The sequence below is a fragment of the Luteimonas sp. A482 genome (genome assembly GCF_054072655.1).
The window spans coordinates 223,382-241,206 of the sequence record NZ_JBSVRO010000003.1; the positions used below are offsets into that span (position 1 = coordinate 223,382).

The window sequence follows — 17,825 nt, forward strand, 5'->3', positions numbered from 1 at the left end:
GGGCCGTATCCTCTCCGGTTCAACCTGCCTGGAGTTGCCCATGCCGCGTCTTCTGCTTGCGTCCGCCATCACCCTTGCCCTGGCCGCGTGCGGCGGCGGCAAGGCCGATGAACCCAGTGCCGCGGCCAAGGCCGCGCCGACCTCGATCGACGGTGTCGAGCTGATCCCGCGCGAGGCGCTGTTCGGTAACCCCGAGCGCGCCAACGTGCAGCTCAGCCCCGACGGCAAGTACCTGAGCTGGGTTGCGCCGCTGGACGGCACGCTCAACGTCTGGATCGCCCCGGCCGACGACCTGTCCGCGGCCAAAGCGGTGACCCGCGACACCGCGCGCGGCATCCGCAACTACTTCTGGTCCTACCGGCCCGACACGCTGCTGTACCTGCGCGACAGCGGCGGCGACGAGGACTTCCACCTCTACGCGGTGGACCTGACGTCCGGCGAAAGCCGCGACCTCACCCCCCATGAGAAGACCACGGCGCAGGTGGTGGGCGTGAGCGACCGCCATCCGGACACCGTGCTGGTCGGCATGAACGACCGCGATCCGCAGTGGCATGACCTCTATCGCGTCGACCTGGCCAGCGGCGAGCGCAGCCTGGTGGAGAAGAACACCCACCAGATCGGCGAGTACGTCGCCGACGCCGACTACAGCCTCCGCTTCGCTACACGCTCGCGCCCCGACGGCGGGCTTGACCTGCTGCGCCGCGCCGGCGAGGCCTGGGACAAGTACGACGAGGTCCCGTTCGAGGACGGCATGACCACCGGCTATTCGGGCCTCAGCAAGGACGGCAGCACCCTGTACATGCGCGACTCGCGCGGTCGCAACACCAATGCCCTGTTCGCGGTCGACACCGCGAGCGGCACCAGGACCCTGGTCCACGAGGACCCGCGCGCCGACATCGGCGATGGGCTCGCCGACCCGGCCACCGGCGAGGTGCAGGCGGTCGCGGTCAACTACCTGCGCGAGCAGTGGGCGGTGCTCGACGATGCGATCAAGGCCGACCTGGAGCGGCTCGATGCGATCGGCCCGGGAGAGGCCTCGATCAACACCCGCACGCTCGACGACAAGACCTGGATCGTGGCCTATTCGGCGGCCGAGTCGCCGGTCGAGTACTACCGCTACGACCGCGACGGCAAGGGCGGCGGCGAGCTCACGCGCCTGTTCTCCGGCCGGCCCGCGCTCGAGGGCAAGCCGCTGGTGCCGATGTGGCCGCAGGAGCTGCAGTCGCGCGACGGCAAGACCCTGGTCAGCTACCTCACCCTGCCCGCGCACGCGGATGCCAACGGCGATGGCAAGGCCGATCGTCCCGTGCCGATGGTGCTGCTGGTCCACGGCGGCCCCTGGGCGCGCGACGCCTATGGCTACAGCAGCTACGACCAGTGGCTGGCCAACCGCGGCTACGCGGTGCTGAGCGTGAACTTCCGCGGCTCCACCGGCTTCGGCAAGGACTTCACCAACGCCGGCGACGGCGAGTGGGCCGGCAAGATGCACGACGACCTGGTGGACGCTGTGCAGTGGGCGGTCGAGAGCGGCGTGACCACGCAGGACAAGGTCGCGATCATGGGCGGCAGCTACGGCGGCTACGCCACCCTGGTCGGCCTGACCTTCACCCCCGACACCTTCGCCTGCGGCGTGGACATCGTCGGTCCGGCCAACCTCAACACCCTGCTCTCGACCGTGCCGCCGTACTGGGCCAGCTTCTACAAGCAGCTGGTGCGGCGCATGGGCGACCCCGAGACGGAAGCAGGCAAGGCCTGGCTGAGCGAGCGCTCGCCGCTCTCGCATGTCGACGCGATCAGCAAGCCCTTGCTGATCGGCCAGGGCGCCAACGACCCGCGCGTGAAGCAGGACGAGAGCGACCAGATCGTCGACGCCATGACCGCCAAGAACATCCCGGTGACCTACGTGCTGTTCCCCGACGAAGGCCACGGCTTCGCGCGGCCGGAGAACAACAAGGCCTTCAACGCGGTGGCCGAAGGCTTCCTGTCGCAGTGTCTGGGCGGCCGCGCGCAGCCGATCGGCGAGGAGTTCAAGGGTTCGAGCATCACGGTGCCGACCGGCGCCGACGGCGTGCCGGGCCTGGCCGAGGCGCTGCAGTCGCATACGCAGGAAGTGCGGAAGTAGCGCGGAAGGCAACGCGTCCTGCGGAGGTGGGTTGGCGTGTTGGCCCCCACCCCAGCCCTCCCCCGCGAGCGGGGGAGGGAGCAAAAGCGCGGCAGTTCCGGCTCCCCGCCCGGGGAAGGATTCAACTCCCTCCCCCGCCCGCGGGAAGGATTCAACTCCCTCCCCCGCCTGCGGGGGAGGCCTGGGGTGGGGGCAAGCCGAAGCCGCGGATGCCGGGCAGCGTGCTTGGATCCGGGCAAGCGGCCTATCCGCCGCGCCTGAATCCTTCGACCAGCTCCGCGTCCTCCACCGCCGCCGAGAACAGGTAGCCCTGCGCGCGCTCCACGCCGCATTCGCGCAGGGTGCGCGCCTGGGCCTCGGTTTCGACCCCTTCGGCCACCACGTCGATGCCGACCCGCCGCGCCAGCGTGGCCACCGCCTGCACGATCGCCAGGTCGTAGGGATCGTCCGGCAGGCCGCTGACGAAGCTGCGGTCGATCTTGATCACGTCGATCGGCAGGCGCTTGAGATAGGCCAGCGACGAGTAGCCGGTGCCGAAGTCGTCGAGTGCGATCGAGACGCCCAGCTCGCGCAGGCGGGTCAGGGTCTGCGCCGCCACGGCGAAATCGGGCAGCAGGATGCTTTCGGTCAGCTCCAGGCACAGCCGGCCGGGCTGCAGGCCGCTGCCGGCCAGCGCCGCGGCCACGTCGTCGACCAGGCTGGCCTGCTCGAACTGCCGCGTCGACAGGTTCACCCGCAGCTTCGGGCCAATCCCGCCATCGCGCGTTGGCCACTGCCGCGCCAGGCGGCAGGCTTCGTGCAGCATCCAGCGCCCGATCGGCACGATCAGGCCGCTGTTCTCGATCACGTCGATGAAATCCTGCGCCACCCGGCAGCGCCCTTCCTCGTCGCGCCAGCGCAGCAGCGCCTCGGCCGCAACCCAACGGCCGCTGGACAGTTCGACCTCGGGCTGGAACTGCACGCACAGCCGCCCGGCCTCGTAGGCCTCGCGCAGCGTGCGCTCCAGCCGCAGCCGCTCGACCAGGCCGCGGTGGTGCTCGGCATCGAAGATCTCGCAGCGGTTGTGGCGATGGCGGTTGCGATGCGCCTCGTGGCTGGCGGTCTCGGCGTTGCGCAGCAGGTTGTCGGCCGACGGCGCGGCGAGGTCGCGCGAGAACGCGATGCCGGCGGTGACGATCACCGCGATGCCCTGCTCGTCCAGGCAGGCCTGCACCAGATCCACGCAGCGCTCGGCGAGGATCAAGGCCTGGGTTTCGTGCAGGTGGCGGTGCGGCAGCACGGCGAAGGCGTTGCCGCGCACACGTGCCAGGGTGGCCTCGCCATCGAGTTCGCGGCGCAGGCGGGACGCAGCTTCGACCAGCAGCTCGTGCCCGGCGTCGCCCTCGTGCGGCGAGGCGTCGAAGTTGAGGTGGATCGCGACCAGGCCATTGTCGGCGCCATGCATCGGCCGCAGCGCCGCATGCACCACGCCCAGCAGGTGGTCGCGATTGGGCAGGTCGGTATGCGGGTCGTGCAGCTCGAGGTAGCGCACGCGCCCCTCGAGCCGGCGGCGGCGGTCGATCTCGAACGCCATCGCCACGTAGTCACCGATGCTGGCGGCAAAGGCCTGGTCCTCCGGCGACCACGCGCGCGGCGGCCCCACGTGCTCGTGGCAGATCACGCCCAGCAGTTCGCCGGCCGAGCGCACCGGCGCATCCAGCAGCGAGCCGATGCCGTGGCGGTGCAGGTACTCGCCCAGGTCATCGTCCGCGTCGCGCGCGGCGTTCTGGTTGATGACCCGTACCTCGTCCAGGGCCGCGCTGTAGTCGCGGCCCACGCTGAGCACGGTATCGGGGCGGTCGGCGCGACGATGGCCGCGGTTGCGCTGGAAGTGGTGCAGGCAGTGCAGGCTGCCGCTGCCCGCGTCCCAGCGCCAGATGTTGACGCGCTCGACCTCGAGCGTGCCGGAGGCGGTCTCGCAGATCAGGGCGAAGGCGCGTTCGAGGGTGCAGTCGTCCTGCCAGACGCGCCGCGCCAGCGACACCAGCGCGTGGTTGTGCCGCCTTGCCCAGGCACCGCGCTCCTGCGGCGTGTCAAGCTGACTGCCGGGTAACATCGTCCCCCCAATTTCCGGCCTATCCTGCGCGCCGGCGACCCCCGTCGCGCCTTTGTATACCCATGCCTGCAGCCACGCAAACGGGCCAGCGCAGGCACCGCCACTGTTACACTTGACACGTTTACCCGGACCCGCGGCGTCCGTGCTGCGTCCCCCGCCAGCGGCCGTGCGCCGCCCGCCAAGCCAAGACGCCAATGACCAGCACAGCCGAACTCTCCTCGCCCGCCTCCGCCCACACCGGCCTGACCCGGGGCGTCACCGACCCCGACTACACGCTGGAACACAAGTACAGCCGCACCGAAGGCCGCATCTACCTGTCCGGCGTGCAGGCGCTGGTGCGGCTGCCGCTGATGCAGCGGCTGCGCGACCAGGCGGCCGGCCTGAACACCGGCGGTTTCATTTCCGGCTACCGCGGCTCGCCGCTGGGCGGCTTCGACCTGGAGCTGTGGCGCGCGAAGAAATACCTCGCCGATGCCAACGTGAAGTTCCAGCCAGGCATCAACGAGGACCTGGGCGCGACCATGGTCTGGGGCACGCAGCAGACCAATCTGTTCCCGGGCGCCACGGTCGATGGCGTCTATGCCATGTGGTACGGCAAGGGTCCGGGCGTTGACCGCAGCGGTGACGTGTTCAAGCACGGCAACGCCGCAGGCACGTCCAGGCATGGCGGCGTGCTGGCGCTGGCCGCCGACGACCACGCCTGTCGTAGCTCCACGCTGCCGCACGGCAGCGAGGGCGAGTTCACCAGCGCGATGATGCCGATCCTCAACCCGGCCGGGGTGCAGGACATCCTCGACATGGGCCTGGTGGGCTGGGCGATGAGCCGCTTCACCGGGCGCTGGGTGGGCTTCAAGACCATCGCCGAAACGGTAGAGTCCTCGGCCTCGGTGGACGTCAATCCGCTGGCCCTGCACATCGCCACGCCCGAGGACTTCGAACTGCCGCCGGGCGGGCTCAACATCCGCTGGCCCGATCCGCCACTCGACCAGGAGATGCGCCTGCATCGCTACGCGGTCAAGGCCGCGCAGGCCTTCGCACGCGCCAACCGGATCGACCGCATGGTGCTCGATGCGCCGGACGCGCGCTTCGGCATCGTCACCACCGGCAAGAGCTACCTGGACGTGCTGCAGGCGCTGGAATACCTGGGCCTGGACGTCGAGCGCTGCCGCGAGCTCGGCATCCGCGTCTACAAGATCGGCATGACCTGGCCGCTGGAGCCGCTGGGCATCCGCGCCTTCGCGCGCGGCCTGCGCGACATCCTGGTGGTCGAGGAGAAGCACGCCTTCATCGAAAGCCAGATGAAGGAGTTGTTCTACAACTTCGATGGCGATCGCCCGTCGATCGTCGGCAAGTACGACGAGGAAGGCAACTGGATCCTGCCGTCCACCGGCGAACTCACGCCCGCGACCATCGCCGGCGTGATCGCGCGGCGCCTGCAGCAGTTCGTGCCCGAAGGCAGCCGCGACACCCAGCACATCCACGAAGTGCTGCACTGGATGGAGCAGAAGGAAGGCGAACTGGCGCTGCCGCGCGCGCAGTTCCCGCGGGTGCCGCACTACTGCTCGGGCTGCCCGCACAACACCTCGACGGTGGTACCGGACGGTTCGCGCGCGCTCGGCGGCATCGGCTGCCACTACATGGTCACCTGGATGGACCGCAGCACCGACACCTTCACCCAGATGGGCGGCGAAGGCGTCACCTGGTGCGGGCAGGCGGGCTTCACCGAAACCGCGCACGTGTTCCAGAACCTGGGCGACGGCACCTACTTCCACAGCGGCTCGCTGGCGATTCGCCAGTCGGTCGCGGCCGGCGTCAACATCACCTACAAGATCCTCTACAACGACGCAGTTGCCATGACCGGCGGCCAGCCGGTCGACGGCACCCTGAGCGTGCCGCAGATCGCGCACCAGGTGCGCAGCGAGGGCGTGTACACGATCGTGCTGGTCAGCGATGACCTGTCCAAGTGGCGCGACCGTTCGCAGTTCCCGGCCGGCACCGAGTTCGAGGACCGGCGCGAGCTCGACGCGGTGCAGAAGCGCATGCGCGAGGTGAAGGGCGTTTCGGTCCTGATCTACGACCAGACCTGCGCCACCGAGAAGCGCCGCCGCCGCAAGCGCGGCAAGATCCCCGATCCGCAGAAGCGCGTGTTCGTGAACACCCTGGTGTGCGAGGGCTGCGGCGACTGCGGCAAGAAGAGCTTCTGCGTCTCGGTGCTGCCCAAGGACACCGAGTTCGGGCGCAAGCGCGAGATCGACCAGAGCAACTGCAACAAGGACTATTCCTGCGTCGAGGGCTTCTGCCCGAGCTTCGTCACGGTGCACGGCGGCAAGCCGCGCAAGGGCAACAAGGCCGCGACCGCGGCGCGCCTGGCCAGCCTGCCGCCGCCGGCGTTCGCCAGCGACCTGTCGCAGCCCTGGAACATCCTGATCACCGGCGTCGGCGGCACCGGCGTGGTCACCATCGGCGCGCTGCTGGGCATGGCCGGGCACCTGGAGGGACGCGGTTCGACCGTGCTCGACCAGACCGGGCTTGCGCAGAAGGGCGGCGCGGTCACCACCCACATCCGCATCGCGAAGGCACCCGACGACATCCACGCCGTGCGCATCGCCGCCGGCGAGGCCGACCTGGTGCTGGGCTGCGACATGGTGGTGGTCAACGACTACTGGACACTGTCGAAGCTGCGCGCCGGCCGCTCGCAGGTGGTGCTCAACACCTGGGAAGCGATGCCGGGCACCTTCACCACGCGCCCGGACATGCAGTTCCCGGCCGCCGACATCGTCTCGGCCGTCACCCAGGCCACCGGCGGCCAGGCGCCGCTGCAGATCGACGCGACCGAGCTTGCGACCGCGCTGATGGGCGATGCGATCGCGTCCAACCTGTTCATGCTCGGCTACGCCTGGCAGCGCGGCCTGGTGCCGCTGTCGCTGGACTCGTTGATGCGCGCGGTCGAACTCAACGGCGCGGCAGTCGAGATGAACAAGACCGCGTTTGCCTGGGGCCGCCTGGCCGCGATCGATCCCGAATCGGTGTACGACGCTGCCGGGGTGGTGCGCAACGCGCCGACCACAGCCGAAGCCACGCCGCGCGCGCTGGCCTCGCTGCCGCCGGGCGAATGGGAAAGCACCGAATGGGGCGCCACCTCCGCGCCCCGTCCGCTGCGCGCCGAGGACGAGCTGCGCCACGTGCCCGCGCATGCCGGCACCGATGCGGTCGCGTTCCTGCCGATGGACGACCTGCGCCTGTCGCGCTCGCTGGACGAGCTGATCGCGCGCCGCATCGAGTTCCTCAGCGACTACCAGGACGCGAAGTACGCACGGCGCTATTCGGATTTCGTCGCGCGCGTGCGCGAGGCCGAACAGCTGAAGGCGCCGGGTTCGAACGACCTGTCAGAAGCGGTGGCGCGCTACTTCTTCAAGCTGATGGCCTACAAGGACGAGTACGAAGTGGCGCGGCTGTATACCGGCGGCGAGTTCCGGCGCCGCGTCGAGCAGCAGTTCGACGGCGATTACCGCCTGCACTTCCACCTCGCGCCGCCGCTGCTGTCCAAGCGCAACGGCAAGGGCGAGCTGGTCAAGCGCGAGTACGGGCCGTGGGTGTTCAAGGCCTTCGGCCTGCTGGCCAAGCTGCGCTTCCTGCGCGGCGGGCCACTGGACGTGTTCGGGCGCACGCAGGAGCGGCGCATGGAGCGCCAGCTGATCGAGGACTACGCGCGCACGGTCGGCGGCCTGCTGGAGAAGCTGGACGCAGGCAACGTCGACCTCGCCGCGGAAATCGCCGGCATTCCCGAGCAGATCCGCGGCTACGGCCACGTCAAGGAAGCGCACCTGCACGCCGCCAAGGCACGCGAGGCCGAGCTGCTGCGCGAATGGGACAACCCGCTGCGGATCGTGCAGGCGGCGTAGCAGTCGATCCGCTCAGTCGGCGGGCGGCGCCTGCCGCCTCGCCTGCCTCGCCTGCCGCGCCTCGCGCGCAGCGCGCGCCGCATCGTTGCGCGCACGCTGGCGCCTGCGCGCCAGCGCCAGTGCGCCTTCCAGCCACTGCCGCACCTGGGCGGCACCGCGGTTGCGGCACACGCCGCCAAGTCCGTACCAGCCGCCACGGATGTCGACCGCCTCGATTACCTCGCGGTTGATCAGCAGGCGCATGAACTCGGTCGCCAGGCCAAGCCGGCGCACGTGGTCCTGGACGCGCAGCAGGCGCAGCGTGCCTTCAGCCATGGCCGCGACGCCCAGCGTGGTGTCGGCAAGCCCGCCGCCAGCGCTCACCAGCGCGGCCGACCACTTCAGCCGCAGCAGGTACAGGTGGGTCGGCCGCACCGCATGCGCGCACAGGGGTTCGGCCAGCAGGATCGAATGCTCGACGTGGTTGATCGTGCCCTGCGCCATCAGCCGGTCGCACATGCCCTGCCAGCCCTCGTCCCCGACCGGCGCGTGCCGCTCCATGCGCAGCACGCGGTGGCGGTCTTCGGCATCGTTGTCCAGCCGCGGCAGGTCCAGGCGCTGCTGGCAAAAGGCGACGAAGCGTGCGCCGATCATCGGCGCGCCGATGATCCAGGCGATGCGGAACATCGGCGCCCAGCTCCAGTGGCGGAAGGCGTTGAGCCAGCCGCGGTTGTCGGGATGGTCCCAGGCGTGCTCCAGGTCGAGGTCGTGGTAGACCGCCTCCATCAGCCGGATCAGCGCCTGGCAGAAGTAGAAGCAGGCGCGGAAGTCCTCCGGCTGCGGGAGCTTCGTGCGCCGCTCCAGCGGTGATGGCGGCAGCAGCCCCTCGTATTCGGGCACGCCTGCGACCAGGTCGGTCCAGGCCGGATGGAACTGTGCATCGAGCACCGCCAGCGCAGGCGTGTCGCGCAGCTCGCCGAACAGCGCCGCCAGCGCCTTGCCGTGCAGCGCGAAGCGGTCGGGCACGCCCGGCACCGGCGCCACCCAGCGCTGGCGCAGCGCGATCAGCAGCTTCTCCTTCAGCGCCGAGTCGTGCACGGTCAGTTCGTCGTGGCGCGGCATGCCCGGCTCGGCGCCAATGCGTTCGAGCACCGGCGCCAGCGCGCGCGTGGCGATGTCCTGGCCGAGCCGGCGGTAGCTTTCGAACTGCGCCTCGTCGAAGAACTGGTCGGAGGTCGGCTCATGCGGGAAGCATGCGTGGCTGCGCGCGTAGTGCGCGATGTCGGCGGGCTCCTCGCCGGTGAGCGTGGGCTTGAGGTAGAGCAGGGTGCCGCTGCTGCCGTCGGCGTAGCGGATGCGGCCGACCGCGCAGCTGCGCTCGGCCAGGCCGTCCTGACCCGGGGCGAGCGCGGACACGTCGATGTCGATGTCGGCGCCGAAGTCGACCCGGCACTTGTGCACCGCGTTGCCGAGGTCGCCAAACGCGCGCTCGCCGTCGGCGGCCGCATCCACGCACAGCACGAAGCGGCAGCGGCGGCGCACCAGTTCGTACAGGCCCAGGTTCTCGAAGTGGCCACCGTCGGACAGCTGCACGAACTTGCCACCGGCGTGGGTGCGCCCGAGCAGCTCGGCCAGCAGCCAGCGGCCGAAGAACGGCGCACTGTCGGCGCGCGGGTGTTCGGGATGGCGCGGGTTGGGCAGCCACCAGCCCAGGCGCGCATCGAACAGGGTCAGCAGGAAGGTCACCGCCGGCGAGCTGTGGTAGCCCATGTTGGGATTGACCGCGGCGCCGGAGATCGCGATCGCGCTGCCCAGGGTGAGCGATGCGGCCAGCGGATCGTTGCGCCCCGCCGGCGCGCCAGCGGCGGTGCCGGCCGTGGCCGCGCACCGGTCGCCAATCGGCGGCTCGCCACGGCGCGAATCCGGCGGCAGGTGCCCGCACCAGCCGGGCGACAGGCAGAACGAGGCGGCCTTGCGATCCTGCCAGTCCAGCTGCTTGGCCGCGACCAGGTTGAGCGCGGTGCCGATCAGCGGATACAGCGGGCGCGCGCCGTCCAGGCGCTGCACCTCGACCAGGTCGGCCAGCACCAGGTCGTCCTGCAGGTCGAAGTTGGTGGTCGGCTCGGGATTGCGATGCTCGTTGCTGGCGCCGAGGTAGCAGCGCACCAGCCGGTTCCGGTAGAAGGCGTTGAGACTGAACTCGTTGACGTTGACCGCCCAGCCGAACAGCAGCCACACCGCCAGCGCCGCGGCCACCAGCAGCGCCAGCGCGCGTGGATACGCGGTCACGGTGGCATCCAGCGCGCGCAGGTATGCGGCCAGCCCGGTACCGTCGGCCGGCGCCGGAAGCACCGGGTTGCCACCGGCCAACCGCTCCAGCGCCGGCCCGGCCGCCTGCAGCAGCACGTGCCCGGCCAGGCTGAGCGCGACCAGCAGGCCCAGCACGAACACCCAGGGCGCGAGCCGTGCGACCAGGTCGAGCAGGCGCGAGCGCCGCGATCCCGCCTTGCCGGCGCGCACGCCGTGCGCGGCCAGCAGTCCGATCCCCGTGGTCGACAGCCACGCGAGCGCGCCGGCCCAACCGGCGCCGGACAGCGCCTGCACGCCCTGGCCCGCGCCCGTGCGCAGCAGCCAGGGGCCGTAGAGCGTCAGCGACAGCGCCAGGGTCATGCCCAGCGCCACCAGCGCGCAGGTCTTGCCGCCCACGCGCGCCCAGATCTCGCGCTGCAGGTCGCTCATCGCCGGCCCGGCCAGGCCCAGGTGCACGATCGCGGTCAGCACCACCGCCGACACCACCAGCAGCGGGCCGACCACCAGCACGTGCCACAGCCCGTCGGTCGCCGCCCAGCCCGCGAGCCAGCCGCGCAGCAGCACGATCGCCACGCCCGCGAACGCGGCCGCGCCCACCGTGCCCAGCACGAACCGCCAGGGATGCCGCTGCAGCGGTGGCGGCGGCGCATCGCCGGTCGCCACGCGCCGCGAATACCAGGGATCGAACACCAGCCAGGCGTGCCAGACCAGCAGATAGAGCGCGGCGGTGACGATGCCCAGGTCGGCGCCGCCGGCGCGCCAGCCGGTCGGCAGCCAGCCCAGCGCACTGCCGAACAGTCCCGGCAGGCGCTCGAAGCGCGCCAGCCCAAGCGCGCCGAGCATGCACGCCAGCGCCAGCCCCAGGATCGTCGCCAGCGCCGCCAGCACCAGGCGGCGCGGCGGCTGCGGCGGCTCGCCGTCGACCGGCACCGGGCGGCGGTTGGCGAAGGTGCTGACCCAGGCCAGCAGCGACACCGCGAGCATCCCGATCAGCCCCGCCAGCGACAACGGCAGGGTCGGGTTGCGCACGCTGAGCGTGTCGGCGCCGGCGTACAGCAGCAGCGGCAGCAGGCACAGCGCCAGGATCAGCGCGCACAGCTGCACCTGCACCAGCAGCACGTTGCGCACGTAGGTGCCGACCATGCCCAGCGTGTCGCCGGAGAACGGCGATTTGCGCGGCGCCAGGTAGTTGCTGTACTCGCGCAGGTGGCGGATCGGACGCGCGCCCGGCCCCTCGTCGTCAGCCGCGGCCGCGCCGCGCATGCCGGCAGCCAGGGTCGCGAACGCCTGCGTGAAACCGTGGCGCCGGATCAGCGCCTGCAGGAACGCGCCGATGTAGCCGCCGCCCGACACCGTCGACTGGTAGTGGAAGCAGCGCAGCAGCCCGAGTCGCGACAGTGCCTGCAGCACGCCCAGGCCGAAGGTGGCGCTGCGGATACCGCCGCCCGACAGGGCCAGCCCCCAGGTCTCGATCGCGGCCGGGTCCTCGCCCGCGTCCTTGCCGAGGATGGTCCGCAGCTCGGCGGCGCGCACCGATTCCAGGTCGGGCGTGGCCGGTGCAGCGCTCCAGCGCTCTTTCAGGGCAGTCGGCAGCAGGTTCTGCAGGCGCACCACATCCTCCATGTGCGTGGCGAATCCCCCGGCCGGCCACTGTAGTGCAAACGCGGCGCGGCAGAGCGGGCGGACGTGACCGCCGCAGACGGTGTCGCGCGTTGGTCGTTTGGGGCGGCAACGCCACCGCAGGCACGGTCGTGCCGACGCACGCATCCGCTCGCGTGCAATCTGTCTGCGTTTGTCGGCGGGCGTGCGGCGTCGCTGCCGTCCTGCACCCTCACTGCACCGCCGTGCCTTATCGCAGCAGACTTGCCCCAGGAGACCCCGGCATGGCGCTCAAGCGCATCTACGACAACTGGCAGCAGCTGCGCGGGGCCAGCGGCACGCCCTCGTCACGACAGCGGCGCGAATGGAACGCCTACCTGGAGAAGCGGCCGCTGATCGCCTACTGGGGCGATTCCTGGTTCAGCACGCCGCTGTACCGCAACCTGTGCTGGAACAGCTTCGCGCGCATCGACGGCATGTCGATCCGGCTCGGCGGCCCCGGCCTGGCCGCGGCGCAGATGCTGACCCCGGCCGCGTGCCGCGACAACGCCGAACGCTTTGCCTCGCGCGGCTTCGACCTGCTGTGCCTGAGCATCGGCGGCAACGACTGCCTGGGCGAGCGGCTGGCAGCCGTGTTCGCGGGCGCGCCGCGCATGGATGCCGATGCCGCGTTCGAAGCCCTGGTCGCGCATGGCGTGTTCGAGCGGCTGCGCGCGCGCTACGACCTGCTGCTGTCGGCAATGTCCGGCGTGGGTGGCCTGCGCGTGGTCGGCCACGGCTACGCGCCGCTGTCGCGCCACGCGATCGGCAAGGAGGGCGCGCTCACCGTGCGCAACCTGGGCCTGGCGGCGATGGTGATGGGCACGGTCGGGCCGTGGCTGTGGCCGGTGATGCGGCCGGTGCTGGGCAGCAAGGCCGAGGCCGAACGCTTCGCCTGGCGGCTGCTGGTGGACGGCTTTCGCGACCAGGTGCTGGCACCCAGCCGCGCGGCATATCCGGGGCTGTTTTCCTTTGCCGATTTCTCGGCGATCGGTTCGATCGCGGACAGCGGCTTCTGGTACGACGAGATCCACCCCACCGAGGCCGGCTTCGGCGTGCTCGCCGTCGGCTTCAACGCGATGGTCCGCAATGCGCTGCCCGCGGCCAAGCGCGGCGCGGTGGGCTGATCGCACGCTGGCCGCGATCCGGCCGGTCTTCACGGGCGCGGCGCTATCTTCGCCGTTCCCTCAGAGGAGACTCCGCCATGGCTGGTTCAACACCCCTGTCCGCGCTGCAAACCGCACTGCTGTCGAGCGCGCTGGTCGCGCTGCTCGGCGCCTGCTCGCCCAACCGCGATACCGCCGATGCTCCGGCGACGGTCGACCCGGCATCCGCGGCGGCACCCGCCGACCCGGCCGGCAGCGCGAACGCGCCGACGCAGCCCGTCGACGGCGCGATGTCCACGGCCCCGGCCACCGATGCCGCTGACCCCGAAGCGATCTGCAATGCCGACGGCCTGCAGGCCCTGGTGGGCCAGCAAGCCACCGAAACGGTCACCGCCAAGGCCACCGCCGACAGCGGCGCCACCAGCGTGCGCGTGCTCGGCCCGGACGATGCGGCCACGATGGATTTCCGCGAGGACCGTCTGAACATCCACACCGACGCCGCCGGCGTGATCCAGTCTCTCAACTGCGGTTGAGTCCACTGCCCGGCCCTGCGCGCAAACGTGCGCGGGGCCGGTGTTTCAGCCTGTCGCCTCTTCGGCCGGTGCTGCCGTGTTGCGCGGCGCATGCCGCCACGCGATCAGCGCGCCCGTGGCCAGCAGCATCGCGGCCAGCAGCCAGGGCGCGCCTGCGAACGCCACCGGCGCACGTTCGCCGATGAACAGGCCGAACACGCTGGCGAAGGAGATTGGCGCGATGATGCCGGCCACCGATACCAGGCTCATCAACGCGCCCTGGATGCGGCCCTGCATGTCCGCTTCGACCTGGCGCGTGATCAGCGCCTGGCTGGCCGGCGAGGCGATCGCCCACAGCGCGCTCACCGGCAACCCGAGCAGGAAGATCCAGCCCTGCCCCGCAAACGCATAGACCACGAAGCCCAAGGTGCCGCAGCACAGGCCGAGGATCAGCGCGCGCCGCTCGCCCAGCGCGCGCACCACGCGCCCGACCACCGCCACGTTGACGATCACGCTGCACACGCCGACCAGGAACAGCACCCAGCCCACCTGCCACGGCCCCCAGCCAAAGCGCACGTCGGCAAACAGCACGAACACGCTGGGATACACGTAGTGCGCGAGGTTGGCGATGAACACCACCGCCGCCAGTCCGATGATCGCCGGGTAGCGTCCGATCAGCAGGATCGCCGCATACGGATGAGTCGCGCGCCAGTCGAAGCGCTTGGCGTGCGATTGCGGCGGCAGCGACTCGGGCAGCACGAACAGGCCGTAGCAGAAGTTGAGCAGGGCCAGCCCCGCCGCGAACCAGAACGGCAGGCGCAGGTCGACCTCGCCCAGCCAGCCGCCGAGCACCGGGCCGATGGTGAAACCCACGCCGAACGCAGCGCCGATCATGCCGTAGCTCCTGGCCCGCGCGTCGGCCGGGACGATGTCGGCGACATAGGCGTTGGCGGTGCTGAAGCTGGCGGAAAACGCGCCCGAGAACACGCGCGCCAGCAGCAGCCACCACAGCGATGGCGCCAGCGCCATGATCACGAAGTCCAGGCCCAGGCCCAGGCACGAAAGCAGGATCACCGGGCGGCGTCCGTAGCGGTCCGACAGCGCGCCCTGGATCGGTGAGGAGATGAACTGGACTGCGGCGAACACCGTGCCGAACACACCGATCCACAGCGCCGCGCGCGCGGTGCTGCCGGTGAATTCCTCGACCAGGTGTGGCAGCACGGGGATGATCAGCCCGAACGCCAGCACGTCGATCAGCACGACCAGGAAGATGAAGACCAGCGCGGCCTTGCGCCGGACAATTGTCGGTTCGCTCACGCAGGCGGGCCGGGAATGGGGGCGCGCATTATCGGCCAATCAACCAGGAGGGGCGGGGTGATGGGCCCCGGATGAGTCCGCTCGCGACGTGCGGCAGGCGCTCTTCTCCTTCCCCCGCGTGCGGGGAAGGCCGGGATGAGGGGCGCGCGAAGCGCGCGTCAAGTGACGCGGCGATCGGCCTGCCCCCACCCCAACCCTCCCCCGCATGCGGGGGAGGGAGCAGAGCGCGCCGTCAGGGCCCCGCGCGCAGCGCCTTGAGGATGCGTAGGCCGGCGCGGCCGTCCGCAGGCTGCAGGCCCAGGCGCTGTTGCTCGTCGCGGATCGCGCGGCGCGTGGCGGTGCCGACCATGCCGTCGACCTCGCCGATGGCGTGGCCGCGCGCGAGCAGCAGGGTCTGCAGTTCCCGACGCTGCGCGCGCGACAGGCCCGGATCGTCGGTCGGCCAGGGCGTCGCCAGCCCGCTGCCGCCGCGCAGGCGGTCGGCCAGCGTGGCGATCGCCAGCGCGTAGCTTTCGGCGGCGTTGTAGGAATAGATCGCGTCGTAGTTGCGGAACACCAGGAACGCCGGTCCGCTGCGCCCGGCAGGCAGCACGATCGCGCTGCGCGCGTCGGAGGGCGCGATCGCGCTGCCGTCCACCCGGGTCACGCCGCGCGCGACCCAGTCCGACAGCGGGCGGCGGCTGGTGCGTCCGGCCAGCGCGGTATCGAAGCCACCCGGAAGCCTGACCTCGTAACCCCAGGGCCGTCCCGTCTGCCAGCCGCTGCGCTTGAGGTAGTTGGCGGTGGAGGCGAGCGCATCGGGAACGCTGGTGACCAGGTCGCGGCGCCCGTCGCCGTCGAAATCGACCGCGATCCGCGCGTAGGTGGTCGGCATGAACTGGGTGTGGCCGAACGCGCCGGCCCAGGACCCGGTGATGCCGGGATCGCGCAGGTCGCCATCGTGCAGCAGCTTGAGCGTGGCGAGGAACTCGCCGCGGAAGAACTCCTGGCGCCGGCCGAAGCACGACAGCACCGACAGCGACTGCAGCAGCGGCCGCTTGCCCGACACCCGGCCGTAGTCGCTCTCCACGCCCCACACCGCGACCACGGTTGCGGCGTCGACGCCGTATTCGGCCGCGACCCGCGCAAGCAGCTCCCGGTGCGTGTCGAGCATGGCCTTGCCGTCGGTCACGCGTTCCTCGTCGACTAGGCCGGCCAGATAGTCCCAGATCGCCGTGGTGAACTCGGGCTGCGCGTCGAGCAGGTCGAGCACGCTGCGGTCGGGCGTGATCCCCGCCATGTAGCGGTCGAAGGCCTCGCCCGGGATGCCGCGCGCGACGGCCTGCGGACGCAGGCGGTTGACGACGCAGGCGGTGTATTCGGGGTCGCTGGCGGGCGCGATTTGCTGCGCCGGAGTCGCCTGCTGCGGTGGGGCGGCTTCAGATGCCGGCGCGGCGCTCGGGGCGGGGACGGCCTGCGGTGCCGGAGCGGCTTGCGACGCCGGCACAGGCGTCGTCACTGGCACGGATACCGGAACCGGCGCTTGCGCCAGCGTCATCGCGGGCAGCGTGCAGCCCAGGGCGAAGGCGGCGACGCGGAGCGCCGCAGCGGGTCGACGGTCGGCAACGGATGTGCGGGACATGCGGGCACCTGCGCGGGTGGGCCGTGCAGGATATCGGCGCGCGTCCACTCCTTCATGCGCGGGCGCGGCGCGGTTGCTGCGCGTTCATGGCGATCGCCGGCGCGGCGCGCGCCGGGCTCAGTGCTCGACCGCATCCAGGTAGTACCAGTGCCCGTCCTCGCGCAGGAAACGGCTGTGCTCGCGCATGCGTACCGCGCTGCCGCCGCCGACGCGGTAGCGGGCGATGAACTCGACCTCGGCCGTGTCTTCGCCGGTCACGAGGTGGCGCAGCACTTCGAGCTTCAGCCAGGTCGGGCGCGGGTCGTCGAAGGCCAGCGCGTCCGGACGCGTCGATGGGTGCCATGTGCGCAGCAGGTAGGCGGCGTCCTCGCGCACGTAGGCGCTGTAGCGCGAGCGCATCAGCGCCTGCGCATCGGCCGCGGGTGCGGGTGCGCCTGCATGCAGCGGCCCGCAGCACCCGTCGTAATCATGGCCGCTGCCGCAGGGGCAGCCGGCCATCAGCGGCGGCCGCCGCCGGTTTCGATGAAGCGCAGGAATTCCGCACGCGTGCGCGCGTCCTCGCGGAAACTGCCGAGCATGGTCGAGGTGACCATGCTCACCCCGCGCTTGTGCACGCCGCGGGTGGTCATGCATTCGTGGCTGGCGTCGACCACCACGCCGACCCCGTGCGGCGCCAGCACGCGCTGGATGCAGCCGGCGATCTGCGCGGTCATCTTCTCCTGCACCTGGAAGCGCTTGGCGTAAGCATCGACCACGCGCGCCAGCTTGCTGATGCCTACCACCTTGCCGTCGGGCAGGTAGCCCACGTGCACGCGGCCGATGATCGGCGCCATGTGGTGCTCGCAGTGGCTTTCGAATTCGATGTCGCGCAGCACGATCATCTCGTCGTAGCCGGCCACTTCCTCGAAGGTGCGCCCCAGGTATTCGTCCGGATCGAGCGCGTAGCCGCTGAACCACTCGCCATAGGCCTTGACCACGCGCTTGGGCGTGTCGAGCAGGCCTTCGCGCTGCGGATTCTCGCCGGCCCAGCGCAGCAGGGTGCGCACCGCGTCCTCGGCATCCGCGCGCGATACGCCGTGGCGGGCGTCGTCGGATTCGTTCACGGGCGGGCTCCTCAGGGTCGTCGATCGGGCCGCACATGGTAGCGCGCCACCAGCCCGGGGCCTGGCGACAGCAGATCGTGCGGTGACCTGTGGCAGCGTCTGCAGGCGCGACCCGGCGAC

At 71.0% G+C, this 17,825-nt stretch carries 9 protein-coding genes and 1 pseudogene; 4 read left to right on the forward strand and 6 right to left on the reverse strand.

The genetic code is table 11. From position 1 onward, the window contains the following. The first annotated feature begins 40 nt into the window (after positions 1 to 40). Positions 41 to 2,122 carry a S9 family peptidase gene (locus ACW5DW_RS11760; RefSeq protein ID WP_457019078.1) on the forward strand — a complete coding sequence of 694 codons (2,082 nt, stop codon included), beginning with the start codon at positions 41 to 43 and terminating at the stop codon, positions 2,120 to 2,122. Positions 2,123 to 2,366: 244 nt separating this feature from the next. Here ACW5DW_RS11760 and ACW5DW_RS11765 read toward each other — a convergent pair whose 3' ends face one another. Next, positions 2,367 to 4,217 carry a putative bifunctional diguanylate cyclase/phosphodiesterase gene (locus ACW5DW_RS11765; protein ID WP_457019080.1) on the reverse strand — a complete coding sequence of 617 codons (1,851 nt, stop codon included), beginning with the start codon at positions 4,215 to 4,217 and terminating at the stop codon, positions 2,367 to 2,369. 194 nt (positions 4,218 to 4,411) lie between these two features. Between ACW5DW_RS11765 and ACW5DW_RS11770 the strand changes: the two genes are divergently transcribed. Beyond that, entirely contained in the window at positions 4,412 to 8,119 is a 3,708-nt protein-coding gene (locus ACW5DW_RS11770) for an indolepyruvate ferredoxin oxidoreductase family protein (protein ID WP_457019082.1), read from the forward strand. 12 nt (positions 8,120 to 8,131) lie between these two features. On the opposite strand, the gene ACW5DW_RS11775 is transcribed toward ACW5DW_RS11770, so the two are convergent. Next, the gene (locus tag ACW5DW_RS11775; RefSeq protein WP_457019083.1) at positions 8,132 to 12,019 is read right to left on the reverse strand and encodes a hypothetical protein; all 3,888 of its coding nucleotides are present in this window, start codon (positions 12,017 to 12,019) and stop codon (positions 8,132 to 8,134) included. A gap of 272 nt (positions 12,020 to 12,291) precedes the next feature. Between ACW5DW_RS11775 and ACW5DW_RS11780 the strand changes: the two genes are divergently transcribed. Further along, positions 12,292 to 13,173, forward strand: a complete 882-nt coding sequence (locus ACW5DW_RS11780; protein WP_457019085.1) for a hypothetical protein — start codon at positions 12,292 to 12,294, stop codon at positions 13,171 to 13,173. A gap of 77 nt (positions 13,174 to 13,250) precedes the next feature. Next, positions 13,251 to 13,685 (forward strand): I78 family peptidase inhibitor, encoded by a 435-nt coding sequence (locus tag ACW5DW_RS11785; protein ID WP_457019086.1) that lies wholly within the window; start codon positions 13,251 to 13,253, stop codon positions 13,683 to 13,685. Positions 13,686 to 13,730: 45 nt separating this feature from the next. Here the strand turns inward: ACW5DW_RS11785 and ACW5DW_RS11790 are convergent, their stop codons facing one another. From ACW5DW_RS11790 to folE, 4 genes and pseudogenes are all read right to left on the reverse strand, one after another. After that, complete coding sequence (locus tag ACW5DW_RS11790; RefSeq protein WP_457019088.1) at positions 13,731 to 14,981, reverse strand: TCR/Tet family MFS transporter; 1,251 nt, start codon at positions 14,979 to 14,981, stop codon at positions 13,731 to 13,733. 235 nt (positions 14,982 to 15,216) lie between these two features. Further along, a pseudogene (locus ACW5DW_RS11795) lies at positions 15,217 to 16,362 on the reverse strand (lytic murein transglycosylase); the annotation flags it as partial. A 357-nt stretch (positions 16,363 to 16,719) separates the two neighbouring features. After that, a complete protein-coding gene (locus tag ACW5DW_RS11800) occupies positions 16,720 to 17,100 on the reverse strand; it encodes a YchJ family protein (RefSeq protein ID WP_457019090.1) in 381 nt (126 codons plus the stop codon). Continuing rightward, complete coding sequence (gene folE, locus ACW5DW_RS11805) at positions 17,100 to 17,705, reverse strand: GTP cyclohydrolase I FolE (protein WP_457019091.1); 606 nt, start codon at positions 17,703 to 17,705, stop codon at positions 17,100 to 17,102. Before folE ends, ACW5DW_RS11800 begins: the two co-directional genes overlap by 1 nt. Positions 17,706 to 17,825 lie beyond the last annotated feature (120 nt).